21 protein-coding genes are annotated in these 18,825 nt (G+C 74.8%); 18 read left to right on the forward strand and 3 right to left on the reverse strand.

Features of this window, described 5'->3' with window-relative positions; all coding sequences use genetic code 11:
* Nucleotides 1-68: 68 nt before the first annotated feature.
* From ACIOGZ_RS16965 to ACIOGZ_RS17030, 14 genes are all read left to right on the forward strand, one after another.
* Nucleotides 69-1,061: a WYL domain-containing protein gene (locus ACIOGZ_RS16965; protein ID WP_350877984.1), complete on the forward strand. Its 993-nt coding sequence runs from the start codon at nucleotides 69-71 to the stop codon at nucleotides 1,059-1,061.
* 26 nt (nucleotides 1,062-1,087) lie between these two features.
* The gene (locus tag ACIOGZ_RS16970) at nucleotides 1,088-2,035 is read left to right on the forward strand and encodes a WYL domain-containing protein (RefSeq protein ID WP_363618486.1); all 948 of its coding nucleotides are present in this window, start codon (nucleotides 1,088-1,090) and stop codon (nucleotides 2,033-2,035) included.
* Between the two features lie 3 nt (nucleotides 2,036-2,038).
* Nucleotides 2,039-2,269: a hypothetical protein gene (locus tag ACIOGZ_RS16975; RefSeq protein WP_063346907.1), complete on the forward strand. Its 231-nt coding sequence runs from the start codon at nucleotides 2,039-2,041 to the stop codon at nucleotides 2,267-2,269.
* A gap of 54 nt (nucleotides 2,270-2,323) precedes the next feature.
* Complete coding sequence (locus tag ACIOGZ_RS16980) at nucleotides 2,324-2,500, forward strand: hypothetical protein (RefSeq protein ID WP_360230298.1); 177 nt, start codon at nucleotides 2,324-2,326, stop codon at nucleotides 2,498-2,500.
* 284 nt (nucleotides 2,501-2,784) lie between these two features.
* Nucleotides 2,785-3,102 carry a Sec-independent protein translocase subunit TatA gene (tatA, locus tag ACIOGZ_RS16985; protein ID WP_363583888.1) on the forward strand — a complete coding sequence of 106 codons (318 nt, stop codon included), beginning with the start codon at nucleotides 2,785-2,787 and terminating at the stop codon, nucleotides 3,100-3,102.
* Nucleotides 3,103-3,178: 76 nt separating this feature from the next.
* Nucleotides 3,179-4,120, forward strand: coding sequence for a twin-arginine translocase subunit TatC (gene tatC, locus ACIOGZ_RS16990; protein WP_363618122.1), 942 nt, complete (start codon nucleotides 3,179-3,181; stop codon nucleotides 4,118-4,120).
* A 163-nt stretch (nucleotides 4,121-4,283) separates the two neighbouring features.
* Complete coding sequence (locus tag ACIOGZ_RS16995; protein WP_363583884.1) at nucleotides 4,284-5,453, forward strand: FAD-dependent oxidoreductase; 1,170 nt, start codon at nucleotides 4,284-4,286, stop codon at nucleotides 5,451-5,453.
* A 132-nt stretch (nucleotides 5,454-5,585) separates the two neighbouring features.
* A complete protein-coding gene (locus tag ACIOGZ_RS17000) occupies nucleotides 5,586-5,900 on the forward strand; it encodes a (2Fe-2S)-binding protein (protein ID WP_363583882.1) in 315 nt (104 codons plus the stop codon).
* Entirely contained in the window at nucleotides 5,881-7,344 is a 1,464-nt protein-coding gene (locus ACIOGZ_RS17005; protein ID WP_400986319.1) for an NAD(P)/FAD-dependent oxidoreductase, read from the forward strand. The genes ACIOGZ_RS17000 and ACIOGZ_RS17005 overlap by 20 nt, the downstream gene beginning before the upstream one ends.
* Before the next feature lie 129 nt (nucleotides 7,345-7,473).
* Nucleotides 7,474-8,337 (forward strand): dihydrodipicolinate synthase family protein, encoded by an 864-nt coding sequence (locus ACIOGZ_RS17010; protein WP_363627538.1) that lies wholly within the window; start codon nucleotides 7,474-7,476, stop codon nucleotides 8,335-8,337.
* Between the two features lie 115 nt (nucleotides 8,338-8,452).
* Nucleotides 8,453-9,457 (forward strand): proline racemase family protein, encoded by a 1,005-nt coding sequence (locus ACIOGZ_RS17015; protein WP_363627445.1) that lies wholly within the window; start codon nucleotides 8,453-8,455, stop codon nucleotides 9,455-9,457.
* 75 nt (nucleotides 9,458-9,532) lie between these two features.
* The gene (locus ACIOGZ_RS17020) at nucleotides 9,533-10,903 is read left to right on the forward strand and encodes an aldehyde dehydrogenase family protein (RefSeq protein WP_363583966.1); all 1,371 of its coding nucleotides are present in this window, start codon (nucleotides 9,533-9,535) and stop codon (nucleotides 10,901-10,903) included.
* Complete coding sequence (locus ACIOGZ_RS17025; protein ID WP_363583874.1) at nucleotides 10,903-11,931, forward strand: proline racemase family protein; 1,029 nt, start codon at nucleotides 10,903-10,905, stop codon at nucleotides 11,929-11,931. The genes ACIOGZ_RS17020 and ACIOGZ_RS17025 overlap by 1 nt, the downstream gene beginning before the upstream one ends.
* 68 nt (nucleotides 11,932-11,999) lie before the next feature.
* Nucleotides 12,000-12,929: an ornithine cyclodeaminase family protein gene (locus tag ACIOGZ_RS17030; RefSeq protein ID WP_400803723.1), complete on the forward strand. Its 930-nt coding sequence runs from the start codon at nucleotides 12,000-12,002 to the stop codon at nucleotides 12,927-12,929.
* 3 nt (nucleotides 12,930-12,932) lie between these two features.
* On the opposite strand, the gene ACIOGZ_RS17035 is transcribed toward ACIOGZ_RS17030, so the two are convergent.
* Nucleotides 12,933-13,274, reverse strand: coding sequence for a hypothetical protein (locus ACIOGZ_RS17035; RefSeq protein ID WP_400329720.1), 342 nt, complete (start codon nucleotides 13,272-13,274; stop codon nucleotides 12,933-12,935).
* Between the two features lie 263 nt (nucleotides 13,275-13,537).
* Between ACIOGZ_RS17035 and ACIOGZ_RS17040 the strand changes: the two genes are divergently transcribed.
* The gene (locus tag ACIOGZ_RS17040; RefSeq protein ID WP_063346897.1) at nucleotides 13,538-14,248 is read left to right on the forward strand and encodes a GntR family transcriptional regulator; all 711 of its coding nucleotides are present in this window, start codon (nucleotides 13,538-13,540) and stop codon (nucleotides 14,246-14,248) included.
* 109 nt (nucleotides 14,249-14,357) lie between these two features.
* Nucleotides 14,358-14,954 carry a Uma2 family endonuclease gene (locus tag ACIOGZ_RS17045; protein ID WP_363583869.1) on the forward strand — a complete coding sequence of 199 codons (597 nt, stop codon included), beginning with the start codon at nucleotides 14,358-14,360 and terminating at the stop codon, nucleotides 14,952-14,954.
* 1 nt (nucleotide 14,955) lies between these two features.
* Here ACIOGZ_RS17045 and ACIOGZ_RS17050 read toward each other — a convergent pair whose 3' ends face one another.
* On the reverse strand, nucleotides 14,956-15,636 hold the full coding sequence (locus ACIOGZ_RS17050) for an ABC transporter ATP-binding protein (RefSeq protein WP_400803716.1): 681 nt from the start codon (nucleotides 15,634-15,636) through the stop codon (nucleotides 14,956-14,958).
* Complete coding sequence (locus ACIOGZ_RS17055) at nucleotides 15,633-16,709, reverse strand: ABC transporter permease (protein WP_400986321.1); 1,077 nt, start codon at nucleotides 16,707-16,709, stop codon at nucleotides 15,633-15,635. Before ACIOGZ_RS17055 ends, ACIOGZ_RS17050 begins: the two co-directional genes overlap by 4 nt.
* 164 nt (nucleotides 16,710-16,873) lie before the next feature.
* On the opposite strand from ACIOGZ_RS17055, the gene ACIOGZ_RS17060 reads away from it, so the two are divergent.
* Together ACIOGZ_RS17060 and ACIOGZ_RS17065 are read left to right on the forward strand one after the other, a co-directional pair.
* Nucleotides 16,874-18,073, forward strand: coding sequence for a sensor histidine kinase (locus tag ACIOGZ_RS17060; protein ID WP_400986323.1), 1,200 nt, complete (start codon nucleotides 16,874-16,876; stop codon nucleotides 18,071-18,073).
* Nucleotides 18,074-18,129: 56 nt separating this feature from the next.
* Nucleotides 18,130-18,795: a response regulator transcription factor gene (locus ACIOGZ_RS17065; RefSeq protein ID WP_363583861.1), complete on the forward strand. Its 666-nt coding sequence runs from the start codon at nucleotides 18,130-18,132 to the stop codon at nucleotides 18,793-18,795.
* The last annotated feature ends 30 nt before the right edge of the window (nucleotides 18,796-18,825 follow it).

The raw sequence follows: 18,825 nt of genomic DNA on the forward strand, positions 1-18,825 counted from the left end.
TCCCGCCGGGTGGTGATCGCCCGGTTGGCGCACCCCGCGCACGGCGCGGCACACCGGAAGGGTCAGCGATGGCGATCGCCAAGGCAGAGCGGCTGATGAATCTCGCCCTGTGCCTGATGAACACCAGACGTCCGCTCTCCAAGAAGGAGCTGCGGGAATCCATCGAGGCGTACCGCGAGGCCTGGCAGAACAGCAGCGAGGACGCCTTCAACCGGATGTTCGAGCGGGACAAGGACGACCTGCGCGAACTCGGCCTGGTGATCGACGTCGACGAGAGCGCCCTGGACGGCGAGCTCGGCTACCTGGCCCGCGCCGACCGCAACCGGCTGCCCGAGATCGCGCTGGACGCCGAGGAGGCGGCCGCGCTGACCCTGGCCGCCCGGGTCTGGCAGCAGGCCAAGATGTCCGGCGCGGCCAGCGGCGCGCTGCAGAAGCTGCGCGCCGCCGGGGTGCCGTTCGCCGAGCCCGAGGGCCGGACCGCCCTGGAGCCGCGCATCCCCGCCCGGGAGGCCGCGTTCGAGCCGCTGCTCACCGCCGCCCGGGACCGCCGTCCGGTCGGCTTCGAGTACCGCAAGGCCGGCGCCGCCGCCGGCGAGCTGCGCACCGTCGAGCCGTGGGCGCTGGAGTGCTGGCGCGGGCACTGGTACCTGGCCGGGTGGGACCGCGACCGCGGCGACGCCCGGGTGTTCCGGCTCAGCCGGATCACCGGCAAGGTCCGGGCCAGGACCGGCGCCTTCCTCGGCACCGTGCCCGAGCACGTCGACGTCCGCGCGACCGTCGCCAAGTTCGCGGGCGAGGGCGCCACCGCCACCGCCACCGTCCGGGTCCGCCGGGGAGCGGGCTTCCCGCTGCGCACCAAGGCGCTGAGCAGCGCGCGGGTGGACGACGGCTGGGACGAGCTGGAGATCCCGTACGGCAACGGGCTGGGCGCCGACCTCGCCGAGTTCGGGCCGGACGTGCTGGTGCTCGGGCCCGAGGAGCTGCGGGCCGACGTGATCGACCGGCTGCGGGCCGTGGCCGGGCTGGACGTGGTGAACGGAAGCGGAGGGGTTCAGGCGTGAGCAACGCGATCGACCAGACGCGGCGGATGCTGTCGCTGGTCACCTACCTGCGCGAGCGCCCCGGCGCCGAGGTGGCCGAGGTGGCCCGCGCGTTCGGGATCTCCGAGCGCGAGCTGATCGGGGACCTCAACGTGCTGCCGATGTGCGGCACCAGCTTCCGCGGCGGCGACCTGCTCGACATCGACACCGACGGCGAGCGGATCTGGTGGCACAACGTCGACGACGTGGCCCAGCCGCTGCGCCTCGCCGCCGACGAGGCCACCGCGCTGCTGGTCGCCGCCCGTGCGGTGGCCGGGCTGCCCGGCCTGCGGGCCGGCGACCGGGAGGCGCTCACCCGGGCCGTCGTCAAGATCGAGAACGCGGCGGGCGAGAGCGCCGCCGGCAGCGCCCGGGTCGGCGTGACCTTCGAGGCGGAGGGCCACGTGTTCGCCGACATCGACCGCGCGCTCAGCGAGGGGCGCCGCCTGTGGCTGCGCTACTACTCGCACGGGCGCGGCGGGATGACCGAGCGCGAGGTCGACCCGATCCGGCTGCTCACCGAGGGCCACACCTACCTCGAGGCCTGGTGCCGCACCTCCGAGGACCACCGGATGTTCCGGTTGGACCGGGTCGCCGAGATCCGGGTGCTGGACGTCCCCGCCGACCCGCCGCGGCGCGAGCCGCGCGACCTGAGCGGCGGGCTGGTCAACCCGTCCGCGGACGACCCCGAGGTGGTCGTCGAGGTCACCTCCGGCGGGCGCTGGGTGGCCGAGTACTACACCCACGACCGGGCCGAGGAACTGCCCGACGGCGGGCTGCGGATCACCCTGCGCAGCGCCGATCCCTCCCAGCTGCGCCCGCTGGCGCTGCGGCTGGGCCGGGACGGCCGGATCGTCTCGCCGCCCGGGCTGGCCGGGCAGGCCCGCGCGGCCGCCCTGGAGGCGCTGGCCGCTTACGGGGAGCAGACCGTCGCCGACGGGGAGGGGCGGGTCTGATCGGTGGAGCCCGGGACCAGATTCAAGGTGTACTGCTCCGAGTGCCGGGAGAAGGTCGAGCTCCCGGCGGAGGAGTTCCGGCTGACCCTCGGTCGCACCCCGGCCCAGGCGCACTACAGCTTCGGCTGCCCGCTCTGCGGGGCGGCGGTGCGCAAGCCGGCCGGGGAGAAGATCGTCGCGGCGCTCGTCGGGGCCGGGGTGCGCACCATGCGGCTCGTCCCGGCCGAGGGGTAGCGGGCGCTCTCCTCCGGACCAGGCCGGGGGGCCGGGCCCGATAGGGTGGGGCGCATGTCCTGGATGCTCGTCGCCGCCGTCCTGCTCGCCACCGCGGGCCTGCTGGTCCTCGGGGTGCTCGCGATCCGGCTCTGGCTGGACGTGCGGGCGCTGGCCAAGGGCGTGGACGCGGCCTCGCGGGCGCTGGCCGAGGCGGCGGGGGAGCTGGCGGAGGCCGTACCGGCTCGGTAGGGCCGTCCGTGGCGCCCTTCCGGTGGCGCCCGCCGGGCAGGCCGTCCGGTAGCGCCTGTCCGGTAGCGCCCGTTCGGTAGCACAGGAGGGCCGTCGGTGGTACGGGGGCTGCTGCGGGGAGGCGGGGGCGGGTTACGCTCTCAGATGGCTCCTGCAGATGGCTCCTGAACTGCGAACCGGGGCCGCTGTCCTGTTCGGGCGGCCGTCGTCGTGGCGTCATCCGCAGCGGTTACCATCCGCGGCGGGGGGCCCGACGGGTCGCCATGAGTGAAGGTGGTCGCGCAATGCGCATCTCGATGACCGCGATCGTGGTGGTCGTGATTTTCGCCGTCCTGCTGTTCGGCGCCAAGCGGCTGCCCGACCTGGCTCGCTCGCTCGGGCAGTCGATGCGGATCCTGAAGAGCGAGGCCAAGGCCATGCGCTCGGACGGCGCCGAGGAGGACGCCGCCGCGACGCCGCCTCCGGCGCCCCGGGTCGACGGCGGTTCGGCGACGACCGCGGCCAGGACCATCCAGGCCGCTCCGGGTGCCTCGGGCACCGCCCGCCCGGTGGCCGAGCCCGCCGCCGGGCCGTCCGCGGCCGACGGCGACCGCCCGCACTGAGTGCGGCGCACGTGACGAACGCGACCACGGAGGCCCGTCGACCGGCGGGTCTCGACGCACGAGTTGAGGACCGGGGTTGAGCAAGCTCTCCAAGGCGTCGAAGGCGTCCAAGGATCCTGAGGGGCGGATGGCCCTCACCGACCACCTGCGGGAACTGCGCAACCGCGTGGTCAAGTCGGTCCTGGCGATCGTGCTGATCACCATCGTGGCGGCGATCTACCACAGGCAGATCGAGAACTTCCTGCTGGAGCCGCTGCCGCGCTGCACCGTGGAGACTGCCGACCACTTCAAGGGCAAGTGCGCCCAGGTCTCCAACATCGGTCTGACCGCCGGTTTCACCTGGATGCTCAAGGTGTCACTGACGGCCGGTGTGGTCGCGACCGTGCCGGTCTGGCTCTACCAGGTCTGGGCCTTCGTGGCACCCGGTCTGCACCGGCACGAGAAGAAGTACGCCGTCATCTTCATGCTGTGCGGGGCGCCGCTCTTCCTGGCCGGCGTGGGCTGCGCCATCCTGGTGCTGCCGACCACCGTCGACGTGCTGATCTCGTTCACCCCGGACAAGACCACGCCGATCCTGCCGCCCGAGGACTACCTCGACATCGCCACCCGGATGGTGCTGGTCTTCGGCCTGGCCTTCGAGTTCCCGCTGCTGCTGGTGATGATGAACATGGTCGGCATGGTCACCGGCAAGCGGCTGCTCGGCTGGTGGCGCGGCATGGTCATGGGCATCACGGTCTTCGCCGCCTTCGCCACCCCGAGCGCCGATCCGGTGAGCATGCTCACGCTGGCCGCGCCGATCTGGGCGCTGTACTTCCTCGCGGTGGGCATCGCGATCTTCAACGACAGGCGCAAGGAGCGCCGCGACCCCGATGCCGGACTGAGCGACGAGGAGGCCTCGGAGCTGGACCTCTCGGTGCAGCCGGTGGCCGGTACGGAGATGGTCCAGGCCTCGGCCGCGCCGACGGCGGGCGCCCCGGTGCCGGCGGCCCGTCACGAGCAGATCGACGACATCACCTGAGCCGGTAGCGCACCCTGAGGCCCCGGCCCGCCGCCCGACGCGGTGGGCCGGGGCCTTTGCGCTGCTCCGGCCCGGTGAGCCCGGGCTTTTGTGCTGCTCCGGCCCGGTGCGGGATTCGGCGGGTGGTCTTGGCAGGGTGGATGGCATGTGACATATTACTGACGTGCTCAAGACCCAGAGACCTCCCCTGGATGTCGTCGTGGTCGGCGCCGGCGTGGTCGGCGCCGCCTGCGCCTACTACGCGGCCCGCGCCGGGCTCACCGTCGCCGTCGTCGACCGCGGGCCGGTGGCCGGCGGCACCACCGGCGCCGGCGAGGGCAACCTGCTGGTCTCCGACAAGGAGCCCGGGCCCGAACTCGACCTCGCCCTGCTCAGCACCCGGCTCTGGCACGACCTCGCCGAACACCTCGGCGCGGCCGTCGAGTACGAGCCCAAGGGCGGCGTGGTGATCGCCTCCACCCCGGCCGGGCAGGACGCCCTGCGGGCCTTCGCCGTCGGCCAGGCCGCCGCCGGCGTCACCGCCGAGGAGATCCCCGCCGAGCGGCTGCACGAGCTGGAGCCGCACCTCGCCCCCGGCCTCGCCGGCGGCTTCCACTACCCGCAGGACGCCCAGGTCCAGCCCGCCCTCGCCGCCGCCCACCTGCTGCGCGAGGCCCGCCGGATGGGCGCCGAGCTGATCACCGGCGAGACCGTGACCGCCGTGCACCGGGGGCCGGACGGCGCCGTGCGCGGGGTGCGGACCGACCGCCGCCGACTCGACGCCCCCGCCGTCGTCAACGCGACCGGCACCTGGGGCGGCGAACTGGCCGGGCTGGCCGGGGTGCACCTGCCGGTGATGCCCCGCCGCGGCTTCGTCCTGGTCACCGAGCCGCTGCCGCGGATCGTCCGGCACAAGGTCTACGCCGCCGACTACGTCGCCGACGTCGCCAGCGGCTCGGCCGGGCTCCAGACCTCCGCCGTGGTCGAGGGCACCCCCGGCGGGCCCGTGCTGATCGGCGCCAGCCGCGAACGGGTCGGCTTCGACCGCACCCTCTCCCAGGAGGTACTGCGGCGGCTCGCCGCCCAGGCCGCGGCGCTCTTCCCGGTGCTCGCGGACGTCACCGTGATGCGCACCTACCGGGGCTTCCGTCCGTACCTGCCGGACCACCTGCCCGCCATCGGCGAGGACCCCAGGGTGCCCGGGCTCTACCACGCCTGCGGGCACGAGGGCGCCGGCATCGGGTTGGCTCCGGCGACCGGCCTGCTGATCAGCGAGCAACTGACCGGCAAGCAGCCGGAACTGGACCTCGCGCCGTTCCGCCCGGACCGCTTCCCGTCGGACGCCGGGGCCTGAGCCCGGGCTCCTCGACCACCGCTGTCCGCCTGCCGACCACGCTCGTTCGTCGACCGCCCCCGCCGTGTCGACCGCCCCTGTCGTGTAGACCGCCCTCGTCCGTCGACCAACCCCGGAACGGAGAAGCCGCCGATGCGCCGCACCCCCGCCGACCTGGTCCGGGCCGAACCCGGCCCCGCCCACCACATCGAGTTCGACGGCCGACCCGTCCCGGCCCTGCCCGGACAGTCGATCGCCGCCGCGCTCTGGGCCGACGGCGTGCTCGCCTGGCGCACCACCCGGGTCGGCGGCCGGCCGCGGGGGGTGTTCTGCGGCATCGGCGCCTGCTTCGACTGCCTGGCCACCGTCGACGGCCGCCCCAACCAGCGCACCTGCCTGCTCCCCGCCGAACCCGGCACCACCGTCACCACCCAGGAGGGCCACGGCCGTGCCGACCTCGCCGTCTGACCGGGCCGCCGCCGAAGCGGCCCGACGCCCCGACCTCGCGGTGATCGGCGCCGGCCCGGCCGGGCTCGCGGCCGCCGTGACCGCCGCCGACCTCGGGCTGCGCTGCGTCCTGCTGGACGCCGGCCACAGCACCGGCGGGCAGTACTACCGGCACCCCGCCCCCGGCCTCGGCGCCGCCCGCCCGGACCGGCTCCACCACGGCTGGTCCGTCTACACCGGACTGGCCGACCGGCTCGCCGCGCACGAGCGGGCCGGGCGGGTCCGCTTCCTCGGCGGCCACCAGGTGTGGGCGCTGGAGCGGACCGGCGACGGCTTCGCCGTACACGTCACGCGCGGCCCGGAGGCCACCGACCGGGCCACCGTCCCGGCCGCGTCCGTGCTGCTCGCCACCGGTGCGTACGAGCGCCAGCTGCCGTTCCCCGGCTGGACCCTGCCCGGGGTGGTCACCGCGGGCGGCGCGCAGGCGATGCTCAAGGCCGGGCTGGTGCTGCCCGGGAGGCGGATCGTGGTGGCCGGCAGCGGGCCGCTGCTGCTCGCGGCGGCGTCCTCGCTGGTCACCGCCGGGGCCGAGGTGCCCGCGGTCGTCGAGGCCACCGACTACCTCGGCTACGCCCGGCGCCCCGGCGCCCTGGCGGCCGTCCCCGCCAAGCTCGTCGAGGGCGCCGGGCACGGGAGCACGCTGCTGCGGCACGGCGTACGGCTGCGCCCGCGCAGTGCCGTCGTCGAGGCGCACGGGACCGAGCGGGTCACCGCCGTCACGGTGGCCCGGCTGGACGCCGACTGGCGGCCGGTGCCCGGCACCGAACGCCGGATCGCCTGCGACGCCGTCGCCGTGGGCCACGGGCTACTCCCGCAGATCGACCTGGCCACCGAACTGGGCGCGGCCACCAGGACCGCCCCGGACGGCGCCGTCGGGCTCCGGGTCGACGCCCGGCTGCGCACCACCGTGCCCGGCCTCTGGTCGGCGGGGGAGACCAACGGCGTCGGCGGCGCGGACCTCGCGATCGTGGAGGGCGAACTGGCCGCGCACGCCGTGGCCGACCGGGTGCCGAAGCCCGCACTGTTGCGCAGCCGGGCCCGGCTGCGGAACTTCGCCGACCTGATGGCCGCGGCCCACCGGCCCGGCCCCGGCTGGACCGGCTGGCTGCGCCCGGACACCGACGTCTGCCGGTGCGAGGAGGTGCCGGTCTCGGCGATCCGGGAGGCCGTGGACGAGCTGGGCGCGGGCGATCCGCGCACCGTCAAGCTGCTCACCCGGGCCGGGATGGGCTGGTGCCAGGGCCGGATGTGCGGTCCGGCCGTGGCCTGCCTGGCCGGCTCGGGTGAGCCGGTGCCGGACCGGCGGCCGCTGGCCTGCCCGGTGCCGTTGTCGCAGCTGGCGGCCGGGCCGTCCGGGCCGTCCGGGTCGTCCGGGTCGTCCGGTGAGGACGCCGATACGGCCTGAGGTCCGTCGAACATGCGGGCCGGGGACTCTTGTCTCCGGCCCATCTCTTCTAATAAAATGTCACACCTCACCAAGGAGCTCATCGTGCCCAACACCCCACACGACACCGCCCGGCCCTGGCGCGGCATCATGGTCGCCACCACGATCCCGCTGCGCCCGGACCTCTCCGTCGACTACGACGCGTACGCCGAGCACGTCCGCTGGCTGATCGAGTCCGGCTGTGACGGCGTCGTCCCCAACGGCTCGCTGGGCGAGTACCAGACGCTCACCGCCGAGGAGCGCGCCCGCGTCGTCGAGGTGGCCGTCGAGGCGGCCGGCGACGGCTCCCGGGTGATGCCCGGCGTGGCCGCCTACGGCAGCGCCGAGTCCCGCCGCTGGGCCGAGCAGGCCGCCGAGGCCGGCGCCGGCTCCGTGCTCCTGCTGCCGCCGAACGCCTTCCGGGCCGACCACGCGTCCGTCCGGGCGCACTACGCCGACGTGGCCAAGGCCGGACTGCCCGTCGTCGCGTACAACAACCCGATCGACACCAAGGTCGACCTCGTCCCCGCGCTGCTCGCCCAACTGCACGGCGAGGGCTCGATCGTCGCGGTCAAGGAGTTCAGCGGCGACGTCCGCCGGGCCTACGAGATCGCCGAACTGGCCCCCGGGCTGGACCTGCTGATCGGCGCCGACGACGTGCTGCTGGAACTGGCGCTGGCCGGCGCGGTCGGCTGGATCGCCGGCTACCCGAACGCCCTGCCGGAGGCCAGCGTCGCGCTGTACCGGGCCGCCGTGGCGCAGGAGCTGGACACCGCGCTGCCGCTGTACAAGTCGCTGCACTCGCTGCTGCGCTGGGACTCCAAGACCGAGTTCGTCCAGGCCATCAAGCTGTCCATGGACATCGCCGGGCGCGCCGGCGGCCCGGTCCGCCCGCCGCGGCAGCCGCTGACCCCGGACATCGAGGCGGCCGTCCGCGCGGCCACCGAGAAGGCGCTGGCCGAGGGCCTGGCGTAACCGGGAGACTTCGTCACCAGGCCGGCTGAGGGGGCAGCCGGCCCGGCCCCACCCACCCGATCCCGCGTACGGTCAGCTCCTCCGTACGCCCACTCCGACGGGAGTCGTCAGAGCCATGCGCAGCCGTCACGTGTTCCACGCCGTCGACTCGCACACCGAGGGCATGCCGACCCGGGTCATCACCGGCGGCTTCGGCGTCATTCCCGGCGCCACCATGGCCGAGCGCCGGGTGCACTTCCAGCAGCACCTGGACCACTTCCGCACCCTGCTGATGTACGAGCCGCGCGGCCACGCCGCGATGAGCGGAGCCATCCTCCAGCCGCCGACCCGGCCGGACGCCGACTTCGGCGTGCTCTACATCGAGGTCTCCGGCCTGCTGCCGATGTGCGGGCACGGCACCATCGGCGTCGCCACCGTGCTGGTCGAGACCGGCATGGTGCCGGTGGTCGAGCCGGTCACCACGGTGCGGCTGGACACGCCCGCCGGGCTGGTGATCGCCGAGGTGCGGGTCGAGGACGGCGCCGCCACCGCGGTGACCATCCGCAACGTGCCGTCCTACTCGGCCGCGCTGGACGCCAAGATCGAGGTGCCCGGGTACGGCACGATCGGCTACGACCTGGCGTACGGCGGCAACTTCTACGCCGTCCTGCCGCTCGCCGAGTTCGGGCTGCCCTTCGAGCGCGAGCGCAAGCAGGACATCCTGGAGGCCGGACTGGCCCTGATGGCCGCCATCAACGCGAGCCCCGACCGCCCGGTGCACCCGGAGGACCCGTCCATCCACGGCTGCCACCACGTCCAGCTGCTCGCCCCCGGCTCCACCGCCGAGCACTCCCGGCACGCGATGGCCATCCACCCCGGGTGGTTCGACCGCTCGCCCTGCGGCACCGGCACCTCGGCCCGGATGGCGCAGCTGCACGCGCGCGGCGAACTGCCGCTGGGGCGCGACTTCCGCAACGACTCCTTCATCGGGACGACCTTCATCGGGCGCCTGGTCGAGGAGACCGAGGTGGCCGGTCTGGCCGCCGTGGTGCCCACCGTCACCGGGCGGGCCTGGGTCACCGGCACCGCCCAGTACTTCCTCGACCCGCGCGACCCGTTCCCGGCCGGGTTCCTGTTGTAGAGCTGTTTGAAAGAGGAGCCGGCCTCTGGGGGAGGGGCCCGCTCCGACGTCCGCTGAACCACCTTCGAAGGGCTGCTGGTCGTGACCATCACCTCGTACAACCCCGCCGACCCCGCGGACCTCGTCGTCGCCGTGGAGGAACCCGGCGCCGAAGCCGTCCGGGCCGCCGTCGCCCGGGCCCGGGCAGCCCAGCCCGGCTGGCTCGCGGCCGGCGCGGGCGCCCGGTCCGCGGCGCTCGGCCGGATCGCCGAAGCGGTCGAGGCGCACGCGGACGAGCTGGCCGGGCTGATCGTGCGCGAGGTCGGCAAGCCGCTCGCCGAGGCGCGCGGCGAGGTCGCTCGCACCGCGGCGATCTGGCGCTACTACGCGCAGGCGCCGTTCGCGCCGTCCGGGGCGGTGCACGAGACCGCCGCCGGGCCCGGGCTGCTGCTCACCCGGCGCCGCCCGTACGGCGTCGCCGGGCTGATCGCGCCGTGGAACTTCCCGCTGGCGATCCCCACCTGGAAGGCCGCGCCGGCGTTGGCGGTCGGCAACACCGCGGTGCTCAAGCCGGCGCCCGAGGCGACCGCCTGCGCGCTGCGGCTGGCCGAACTGGCCGCCGGGGCCGGGCTGCCGGAGGACGTGTTCACCGTGCTGCCGGGCGGCGCCGAGGAGGGCGCGGCGCTGGTCGACACGGCCGACGTGGTCTCCTTCACCGGCTCGACCGGCGTCGGTCGGGCCGTGGTGCGGGCCGCCACCGAGCGCGGCGTGCCGGTGCAGGCCGAACTCGGCGGGCTGAACGCCGCGCTGGTGCTGCCGGACGCCGACCTCGCGCAGGCCGCCGCCCACCTCGCCGCCGCCATCGCCGGGTACGCGGGGCAGAAGTGCACCGCCACCAGCCGGGTGATCGCGGTCGGCGCCGCGTACGAGCCGCTGCGCGACGCCCTGGTCAAGGCGTTGGAACTGGTCGACGACGCGGCCTGCGGGCCGGTCATCAACGCCGCCGCCCGGGACCGGCTGACGGCCGCCGTCGACTCGGCCGTCGCCGCCGGGGCCACCCTGCTCACCGGCGGCCGGGCACCCGAGCGGGACGGCTGGTACGTCGAACCGGCCCTGCTCACCGACGTGCCGGCCGAACACCCGCTGGCCCGCGAGGAGTTCTTCGGCCCGATCGCGCTGCTGCACGCCGCGGCCGACCTCGACGAGGCGATCGCGCTCGCCAACGACACCCCGCACAGCCTCGCCACCTCGGTGCACACCCGCAGCCTGGACGTGGCGCTCGCCGCTGCCGACCGGCTGGACGCGGGCATGATCCGGGTCAACGCGCCGTCCAGCGGCGTCGACTTCCACCTGCCGTTCGGCGGTGCCAAGGGCGCGAGCCACGGCGAGCGCGAGCAGGGCCAGGCGGCGCTGGACTTCTACACCGTCAGCCGCACCGTCAGCGTCCTGCCGGGCGGTGGCGCGTGATGCCCGTCCGCACCGTCGACTACCACGCGGCCGGCGAGCCGTTCCGGATCGTGCTGGACGGCGTGCCCGCGATCCCCGGCGACAGCGTCGCCGAACGGCGGGCCATCGCCCTCGGCGCCGGCGGCAGCGCGACCGCGCCCCGGCCGAGCGCGCTGGACGACGCCCGGCAGCTGCTCAGCCGCGAACCGCGCGGACACGCCGGGATGTACGGCGGGTTCCTGGTACCGCCGGACGACGACGAGGCGCACTTCGGGGTGCTGTTCTGGCACAAGGACGGCTACTCGACGGCCTGCGGGCACGGCACCATCGCGCTCGGCGCCTGGGCGGTGGACTCCGGGCGGGTCGCGGCCCCCGCCGACGGCGTGGCCCGAGTGCGGATCGACGTGCCGTCCGGCCGGGTCACCGCGCTGGTGCACCGGGCCGGCGGGCGGACCACCGGCGTCACCTTCCGCAACGTGCCCACCCGGGTCGCCGCTCTGAAGTTGCCGCTGGCCACTTCACGGGGCACCGTGGAGGTCGCGGTGGCGCACGCGGGCGCCTGCTACGCCTCGGTGCCGGCGGCCGCCCTCGGCCTCGCGGTCGAGCCCGCGCAACTGCCCGAACTCACCGCCGCCGGGCGGGAGATCAGGGAGCTGCTGGCCGGCGCGGCGGCGGTGGCGCACCCGAGCGACCCGCTGCTGTCGGGGGTGTACGGGGTCATCCTGTTCGACGAACTCGTCTCGGAGGACGGCGTGTTGAACCAACGGAACGTCACCGTCTTCGCGGACGGGCAGATCGACCGCTCACCCTGCGGCTCCGGGACCTCCGCCCGGCTCGCCGTCCTCGCCGCCGAGGGCCGGCTCGCGCCGGGGGAGGAGCTGCGGCACGAGTCCGTCATCGGGACGGTCTTCACCGGCCGCGTCCTGCCCGGCGGCGACCCGCTGGACGGCGGCGTCGTCACCGAGGTCACCGGCAGCGCGCACCGCACCGGCGAGCACGCGTTCGTCCTGGAACCGGACGACGACCTGGGCGCGGGGTTCCTCCTGTGACCGCTCCCGCGAACCCTCCCGCGAACCCTCCTGTGGACCCTGCTGCGCCGCCTCCTGCGTCGCCTCTTGTGCCGCCCGGTACGGCGGCTGAGCCGCTCCAGTACGCCGTGCCGGGCGTCGGCGGGGTCGGGCCCGCGGCTGCGGTGGCGGCGATCGAGCGGGTGCTGCTCGACGGGTTCGACCCGGAGTCGGCACCGGCCCGCTCGGCCGTCCCCGTCCCGGCCGGCGAACTGCTGATGATGCCGGCCGCCGCCGGCCCGTACGCCGGGGTGAAGATCGCCGGGGTCGCGCCCGCCAACCCCGGGCGCGGACTGCCCCGGATCACCGGCAGCTACCTGCTGCTCGACGGGCCCACCCTGCAGCCGCTCGCCCTGCTCGACGGCGCCGCGCTCACCGCGCTGCGCACACCCGCCGTCACCGCCGTCGCGCTGCGCCGGCTGGCCGCGCCGGACGCCGAACACCTGGTGCTGTTCGGCTCCGGGCCGCAGGCGTACGGGCACCTGGACGCGCTGCTGGCCGTTCAGCCGCTGACCCGGCTCACCGTGGTGGCGCGGGACGCCGGACGGGCCGAGGCCCTGGCCGCGTACGGGCGGGGGCTCGGGCTGGCAGCCGGGGTCGGCGAGCCGGGGGCGGTCGCCGGGGCCGACCTGGTGGTCTGCTGCACCACCGCGCGCACGCCGCTGTTCGACGGCGCCCTGGTGCCCGCGCACGCCGCCGTCGCGGCGGTCGGCTCGCACGAGCCGGACGCGCGGGAGGTGGACGAGGCGCTGGTCGAGCGGGCCGAACTGTACGTGGAGGCACGGACGGTGGCGGCCCGCGAGGCCGGCGACCTGATCATGGCGGGCGTGACCGGCCGACAGGTGTGGAACCTGGCCGAGCTGGTGCGCGGCGACGCGCTGGTGCCGGCGGGGCGGCCGCGGTTCTTCAAGAGCGTCGGCATGGCGTGGGAGGACCTGGCGGTCGCGGCGGAGGTGTACCGGAGCACCGGGGCAGGCTGACCTTCAGTCCCCGAGGAAGTGGAGCCAGCTGCCCGGGGTGGCGGCGCAGTGGGCGAGCAGGTTGCGCAGGTCGCGGACGGCCGCCCGCTCTTCCTCGGTGGTGCAGCGGGCGAGCAGGACGGTGGCCTCCTCGAAGGCGGCGCCGGCGTCCTGCTCGTTGAACCGGGTGTCGCCGTACGGGTCGATCCGGCCGAGCCGTCCGGGCCGGTGGTCGGCCGGCCCGGCGTGCGCGGCCAGGGCGGCGGCGAGGGCCGGGCCGTGGTCGACCGAGAGGTGCAGCAGGGTCGGGACGGACCGGCCGCCCTTGTTGGGGTGGTCGTCGTACAGGGCGATCTCGATTCCCAAGTCCGTTGCTCCTGGCGGGTGTCGGGGGCTACGAAGCGGGAGTCGGCCCGGCGGGAAGGGATCCCCTGCCGGGCCGGCTCCGTATGAGCAGGGCGGGCGACAGGTCGTGCGCCGCCGGCCGTTGTCACGGCCGGCGGCCGCTGCCACCATGGGTTTCGGCCGGGGCCTCGGGTGCTGAGGGGCCGTTCGAATCGTGGAATGTTGCGCACTCAACGTAACGTGACATTGTACGCTGGTGTTCTGCACCCACCCGGAGGAACACCATGGCCGACCTCAAACCCCGCACCCTGATCTCCGTACAGGAGCGGCTTCGCGACCAGGTCGCCCACGCGCTCCGGGCAGCCCTGATCTCCGGCGAACTGCGCCCCGGCGTCGTCTACTCCGCACCCGCGCTCGCCGCCGACTTCGGCGTCTCCGCCACCCCCGTCCGCGAGGCCATGCTCGACCTCGCCCGCGAAGGCCTCGTCGAGGCCGTCCGCAACAAGGGCTTCCGGGTCACCGAGCTCACCGAGCGTGACCTTGACGACTACACCGAGATCCGCGCCCTGATCGAGGTCCCCACCGTCGGCCGGGTGACGCGCACGGCGACCAAGGAGCAGCTGGAGCGGCTGCGCCCGCAGGCCGAGGAGATCGTCGCGGCCGCGCGCAAGCACGACCTCATCGGGTACCTGGAGGCCGACCGGCAGTTCCACCTGGACCTGCTGGGGCTGGCCGGCAACGCCCGGCTGGTCGACGTCGTCAGCGACCTGCGGAAGCGCTCGCGACTGTACGGCCTCAACCGGCTCGACGAGCGCGGCGAGCTGACCTCCTCGGCGGAGGAGCACCTGGAACTGCTCGACCTCATGCTGGCCGGCGACGCCGAGGCGGCCGAGGCCTGTATGACCCGCCACCTCAGCCACGTCCGCTCGCTGTGGGCGGGGCAGGACGAGGCGGCGGAGGAGGCCCGCCCGGCGCTGAAGCTGCGGGCGCGGTAGGGCTAGCCGGGGCTAAACCGCCCGTTCGGGTGAAGACTGGGGATCGGGCGTCGGAATGCGTTCGCGCCCTACGATGATGTTCTCGACATCGGCAGCCAGGAGGAAATCCATGTCCGCCGCAGCAGTGGAAGAGCCCATCGAGCAGCCGACGCTGCTCGAAGTCGCCGAGCTGATCTCCAACCAGTTCGCCGGGCACCGGGTCGAGATCGTCGGGAGCCAGATCACCGTGACGCCGCCGCCGAATGCTTCGCACGGCAAGTCGCTGAGCCGCCTCATGCGTGTGCTGTTCGCCGCCGGCCTCGACGGGGATGAGGTCGACGTCATTCAGGGCGTTGGCATCTGGTTGCCGGACGGGCCGTCGGACTACGCCGTTCCCGACCTGGCGATCGTCGATGCCGACATCGATGACCACTTGATCGAGTACAACTGTTACGACCCGGCGGTCTTCCGGCTCGTGTTGGAGGTCACGTCGTCCAACCTCAGCGACGACCTGAAGCGGAAGCCCTTCGTCTATGCCGCCGCTGGAGTACCCGTCTACGTGATCGTGGACCGGACGAACCAGCGGGTCATGGTGCTCACTGACCCGCAGGACGGCGAGTACCGCGTGCACGCCGTCCACCACCCGGGGCAGTCGTTCACCCTGCCGGAGTCGATCGGGGCGGCGGTGACGCTGTCGGTGGACGACGTGCTGGCGGCGAAGAAGTAGCTCAGGCAGCCGCGGGCACTGTCAGGCGGCCGTCGTGGACTTCGGCGATCTGGTCGACGGCCGTCAGGTGGGTGCGGTCGTGGGTGACCAGGACGGTGGCGGTGGCGCGGCGGTGGGTGAGGTCGGTGATGAGGTCGAGGACGGCGGCGCCGCGTTCGTGGTCGAGGGCGCTGGTGGGTTCGTCGATCAGCAGGACGGTGGGGTCGTTCATCAGCGCGCGGGCGATGTTGACGCGCTGGCGCTGACCGCCGGAGAGCTGGTGCGGGCGGCGGGCGGCCTGGTCGCGCAGGCCGACGGCGGCCAGCAGGTCCAGGGCCCGGGGGAGGGCGGTGCGCGGGGAGCGGCCGTCCAGGTGGGCCATCACCTGGAGCTGTTCGACGGCGGTGAGCGAGGGCAGCAGGTTGGCCTGCTGGAAGACGATGCCGATCCGGGCGCGGCGCAGCGCGGTCAGTTCGGCGCGGCCGAGGCCGGTGGTGTCGGTGCCGTCCAGCACCACCCGGCCGGAGTCCGGGGTGATCAGGGTGGCGGCGACCGCCAGCAGGCTGGACTTGCCGGAGCCGGACGGGCCGACGACGGCCGTGATCGAGCCCTTGGGGACGGTCAGCGACACGTCGTCCAGCGCCGTGAGCCGGCCGTCGCCGTCCGGGTAGGTGAGGGTGATGCGGTCGAGGACGAGGCTCATCGGGCACTCCCCAGGGCGGTCAGCGGGTCGACGGAGGTGATCCGGCGGATGGACAGGCCCGCGCCGACCGCGCCGAGCGCGATCATGACGGCGGCGGGGAACAGGACGGTCGGGGCGTCCAGGACGAAGGGCACGGTGGAGCCGACCAGGGCCCCGACGCCCGCCGCGAGCGCGGTGCCGACGGCGGTGCCGAGCACCAGCAGCAGGACGGCCTGGCCGAGGGCGTCGCGCAGCAGGTAGCGGGTGGAGGCGCCGAGCGCCTTCAGCACCGCGATGTCGCCGCTGCGCTGGATCGTCCAGACGGTGAAGAAGGCGCCGATCACCAGGGCCGAGATGGCGAACAGGAAGCCGCGCATCAGCTGGAGCGAGCCGTTCTCGGAGGTGTAGGAGCCGATCGCGGCGAGGGCGTCGTCGAGGGTGCGGGTCTCGGTGCCGTGGCGGGCGTCGGCGCCGCCCAGATCGGCGCCCTTGGCGGTGGTGAGCGCGATGACGGTCGCGTGGCCGGTGCCGCCGGGGACGGCCTGCTGCCAGTCGGCGAGGCTGGTCCAGATCACCGGGGTGTGGCTGTACGCGGCGTCGCCGTCGACGGCCGCGACCCGGAGGCGGTGCCCGGCCAGGGTGAAGTCGGCGCCGGGGGCGAGGCCGCCCAGGTTCTTGGCGGCGGTCTTCGACAGGACGGCCTGACCGGGGGCGATCCGGGCGCCCTGCGGGGCCAGCGCGGAGCCGTCCGGGACGCCGAAGGCGGACAGCGCCGTGGTGCGGGTCCCGGCGGCGGCCTTGGTGGTGGTGATGCCCAGTGGCTGGGCGGAGGTGACGCCCGGCTCGGCCGCCCAGGCCTGCCACTGCTCGGGGGTGACCTGGGAGTCGGTGAAGGATAGCTTCTGCCCGTCGGCGGGCTCGCCGAACACCAGGTGGTCGGCGGGCAGGCCGGTGATCGCGGAGATGTTCTGCCGGCCGAGTCCGGCGGTCAGTCCGGACAGCAGGCCGACCAGTACGGTGATCAGCACGATGACGGTCCCCATCAGGGCGAACCGCCCCTTGGCGAACCCCAGATCCCTCCAGGCGACGAACACGGTGGGCCTTCCTGCTGAACGAGTGTTTCCGACGCTTCCACCGTGCCGGAGAAGGGGCCCCGCGGGCATCGCACCGCGGATTGCATCCTCGGCATCAAAGGGCAGAAGCGGAGTTCAACCTTTTGATTGATGCCGGGGCCCGGTTCGGAACCTAGGCTGGACGGATGGCGACCGAACGATCCCGCACCACCCCCGTCGCCCGCGTCCTCCAGGTCTGCCTGCACCTGCTCGTGGCGGGCCTGCTCGCCCTGGCCGTCGCCCGTGCCGCCGTCGGCCGCGCCGGCGACCCGGTGCCCGTCGCCGCCGCGGCCACCGCGATGGCCGCCGTGTACGCCGTCGGCCCCCGGCTGGCCGCCGTCCGCCGCTCGCGCCGGGCCGCCGCGCTCTGGCTGGCGCTGCTCGGCGTCACCTGGGTGGGCGTGCTGATCGCCACCCAGGACGGGGTGTGGCTGGCGTTCCCGCTGTACTTCCTGGAACTGCACCTGCTCGGGCGGCGCGGCGGCCTCACCGCCGTCGGGCTGACCGCCGCCACCGCCATCGCGGCCTGGTCCTGGCACCAGCACACCTTCAGCCTGCCCGCCGCGATCGGACCCGCGCTCGGCGCGGCCGTCGCCACCGCCACCGTGCTCGGCTACCAGGCGCTGTACCGGGAGAGCGAGGAGCGCCGCCGGCTGATCGACGAACTCACCGCCGCCCGCGCCGACGCCGCGGCCGCCCACCACACCGCCGGGGTGCTCGCCGAACGCGAGCGCCTCGCCCGGGAGATCCACGACACCCTCGCGCAGAGCCTCAGCTCCATCCAGCTGCTGCTGCGGGCCGCCCAGCGGGCCCTGCCGGAACGCACCGAGGCGGCCTCCGGGTACGTCGAGCAGGCCCGGCAGGCCGCCCAGGACAACCTGGACGAGGCCCGGCGGTTCGTCCGCGCGCTCACCCCGCCCGCGCTCGACGGAGACCCGCTGCCGGTCGCGCTGGAACGGCTGTGCGCCACCACGGCGGCGCACAGCGGCCTGCCGGTGAAACTGCACGTCTCCGGGGACCCGGTACGGCTGCCGGTGCCGCAGGAGGTCGCGCTGCTGCGGATCGCGCAGTCCGCGCTCGGCAACACCGTCCGGCACGCGCACGCCTCGCACGCCGAGGTGACGCTCAGCTACATGGAGGGCGAGGTGGCGTTGGACGTGTTCGACGACGGGGCCGGATTCGATCCGGCGGCGGTCGCCGGGCGCAGCGGAGGGGACGGCGGGTTCGGGCTGCCGTCGATGCGGGCCCGGGCGCGGGCGCTCGGCGGCACCTTCACGGTGGAGTCGGCGCCCGGCGGGGGCACGGCGCTCGCGGTGCAGCTGCCGGTGACGGAGGGCGGGGCGTGAACGGGCGGAGCGACGGCGTACGGGGCGTGAACGGACGGAGTGACGGAGGTCAGGGCGTGAACGAGCGCAGTGACGGCGGGCGCGGGAGCGGCGCGGTGATCCGGCTGCTGCTGGCGGACGACCACCCGGTGGTGCGGGCCGGGCTGCGGGCCGTCCTGGAGGGCGAGCCGGACTTCACCATCGCCGCCGAGGCCGCGACCGCCGAACGGGCCGTCGAACTCGCCGCGGCGGGCGGGGTCGACGTGGTGCTGATGGACCTCCAGTTCGGGCCCGGCTCGGCCATGAACGGCGCCCAGGCGACCGCCGCGATCACCGCCGGGCCGGGCGCGCCCCGGGTCCTCGTCGTCACCACCTACGAAACCGACGCCGACACCCTGCCCGCGCTGGAGGCCGGCGCCACCGGCTACCTGCTCAAGGACGCCCCGCCGGAGGAACTGGCCCAGGCCGTCCGGGCCGCCGCCGCGGGCCGCTCGGCGCTGGCACCGAGCGTCGCCGACCGGCTGCTGGAACGGATGCGGACGCCGGCGGCGGCGCTCAGCGCGCGGGAGACCGAGGTGCTGGGGCTGGTCGCGGACGGGCTGACCAACCAGCAGATCAGCCAGCGGCTGCACCTGAGCCAGGCCACGGTGAAGTCCCATCTGGTGCACGTCTACACCAAGTTGGCGGTGGACTCGCGGACGGCGGCGGTGCGGGCGGCGCGCGGGCGGGGGCTGATCCGCTGAGCGTAGGGTGGGCCGGGTCCGAACCGTTGC

This window comes from Kitasatospora sp. NPDC088160, from assembly GCF_044741445.1.
Taxonomy (GTDB): domain Bacteria; phylum Actinomycetota; class Actinomycetes; order Streptomycetales; family Streptomycetaceae; genus Kitasatospora.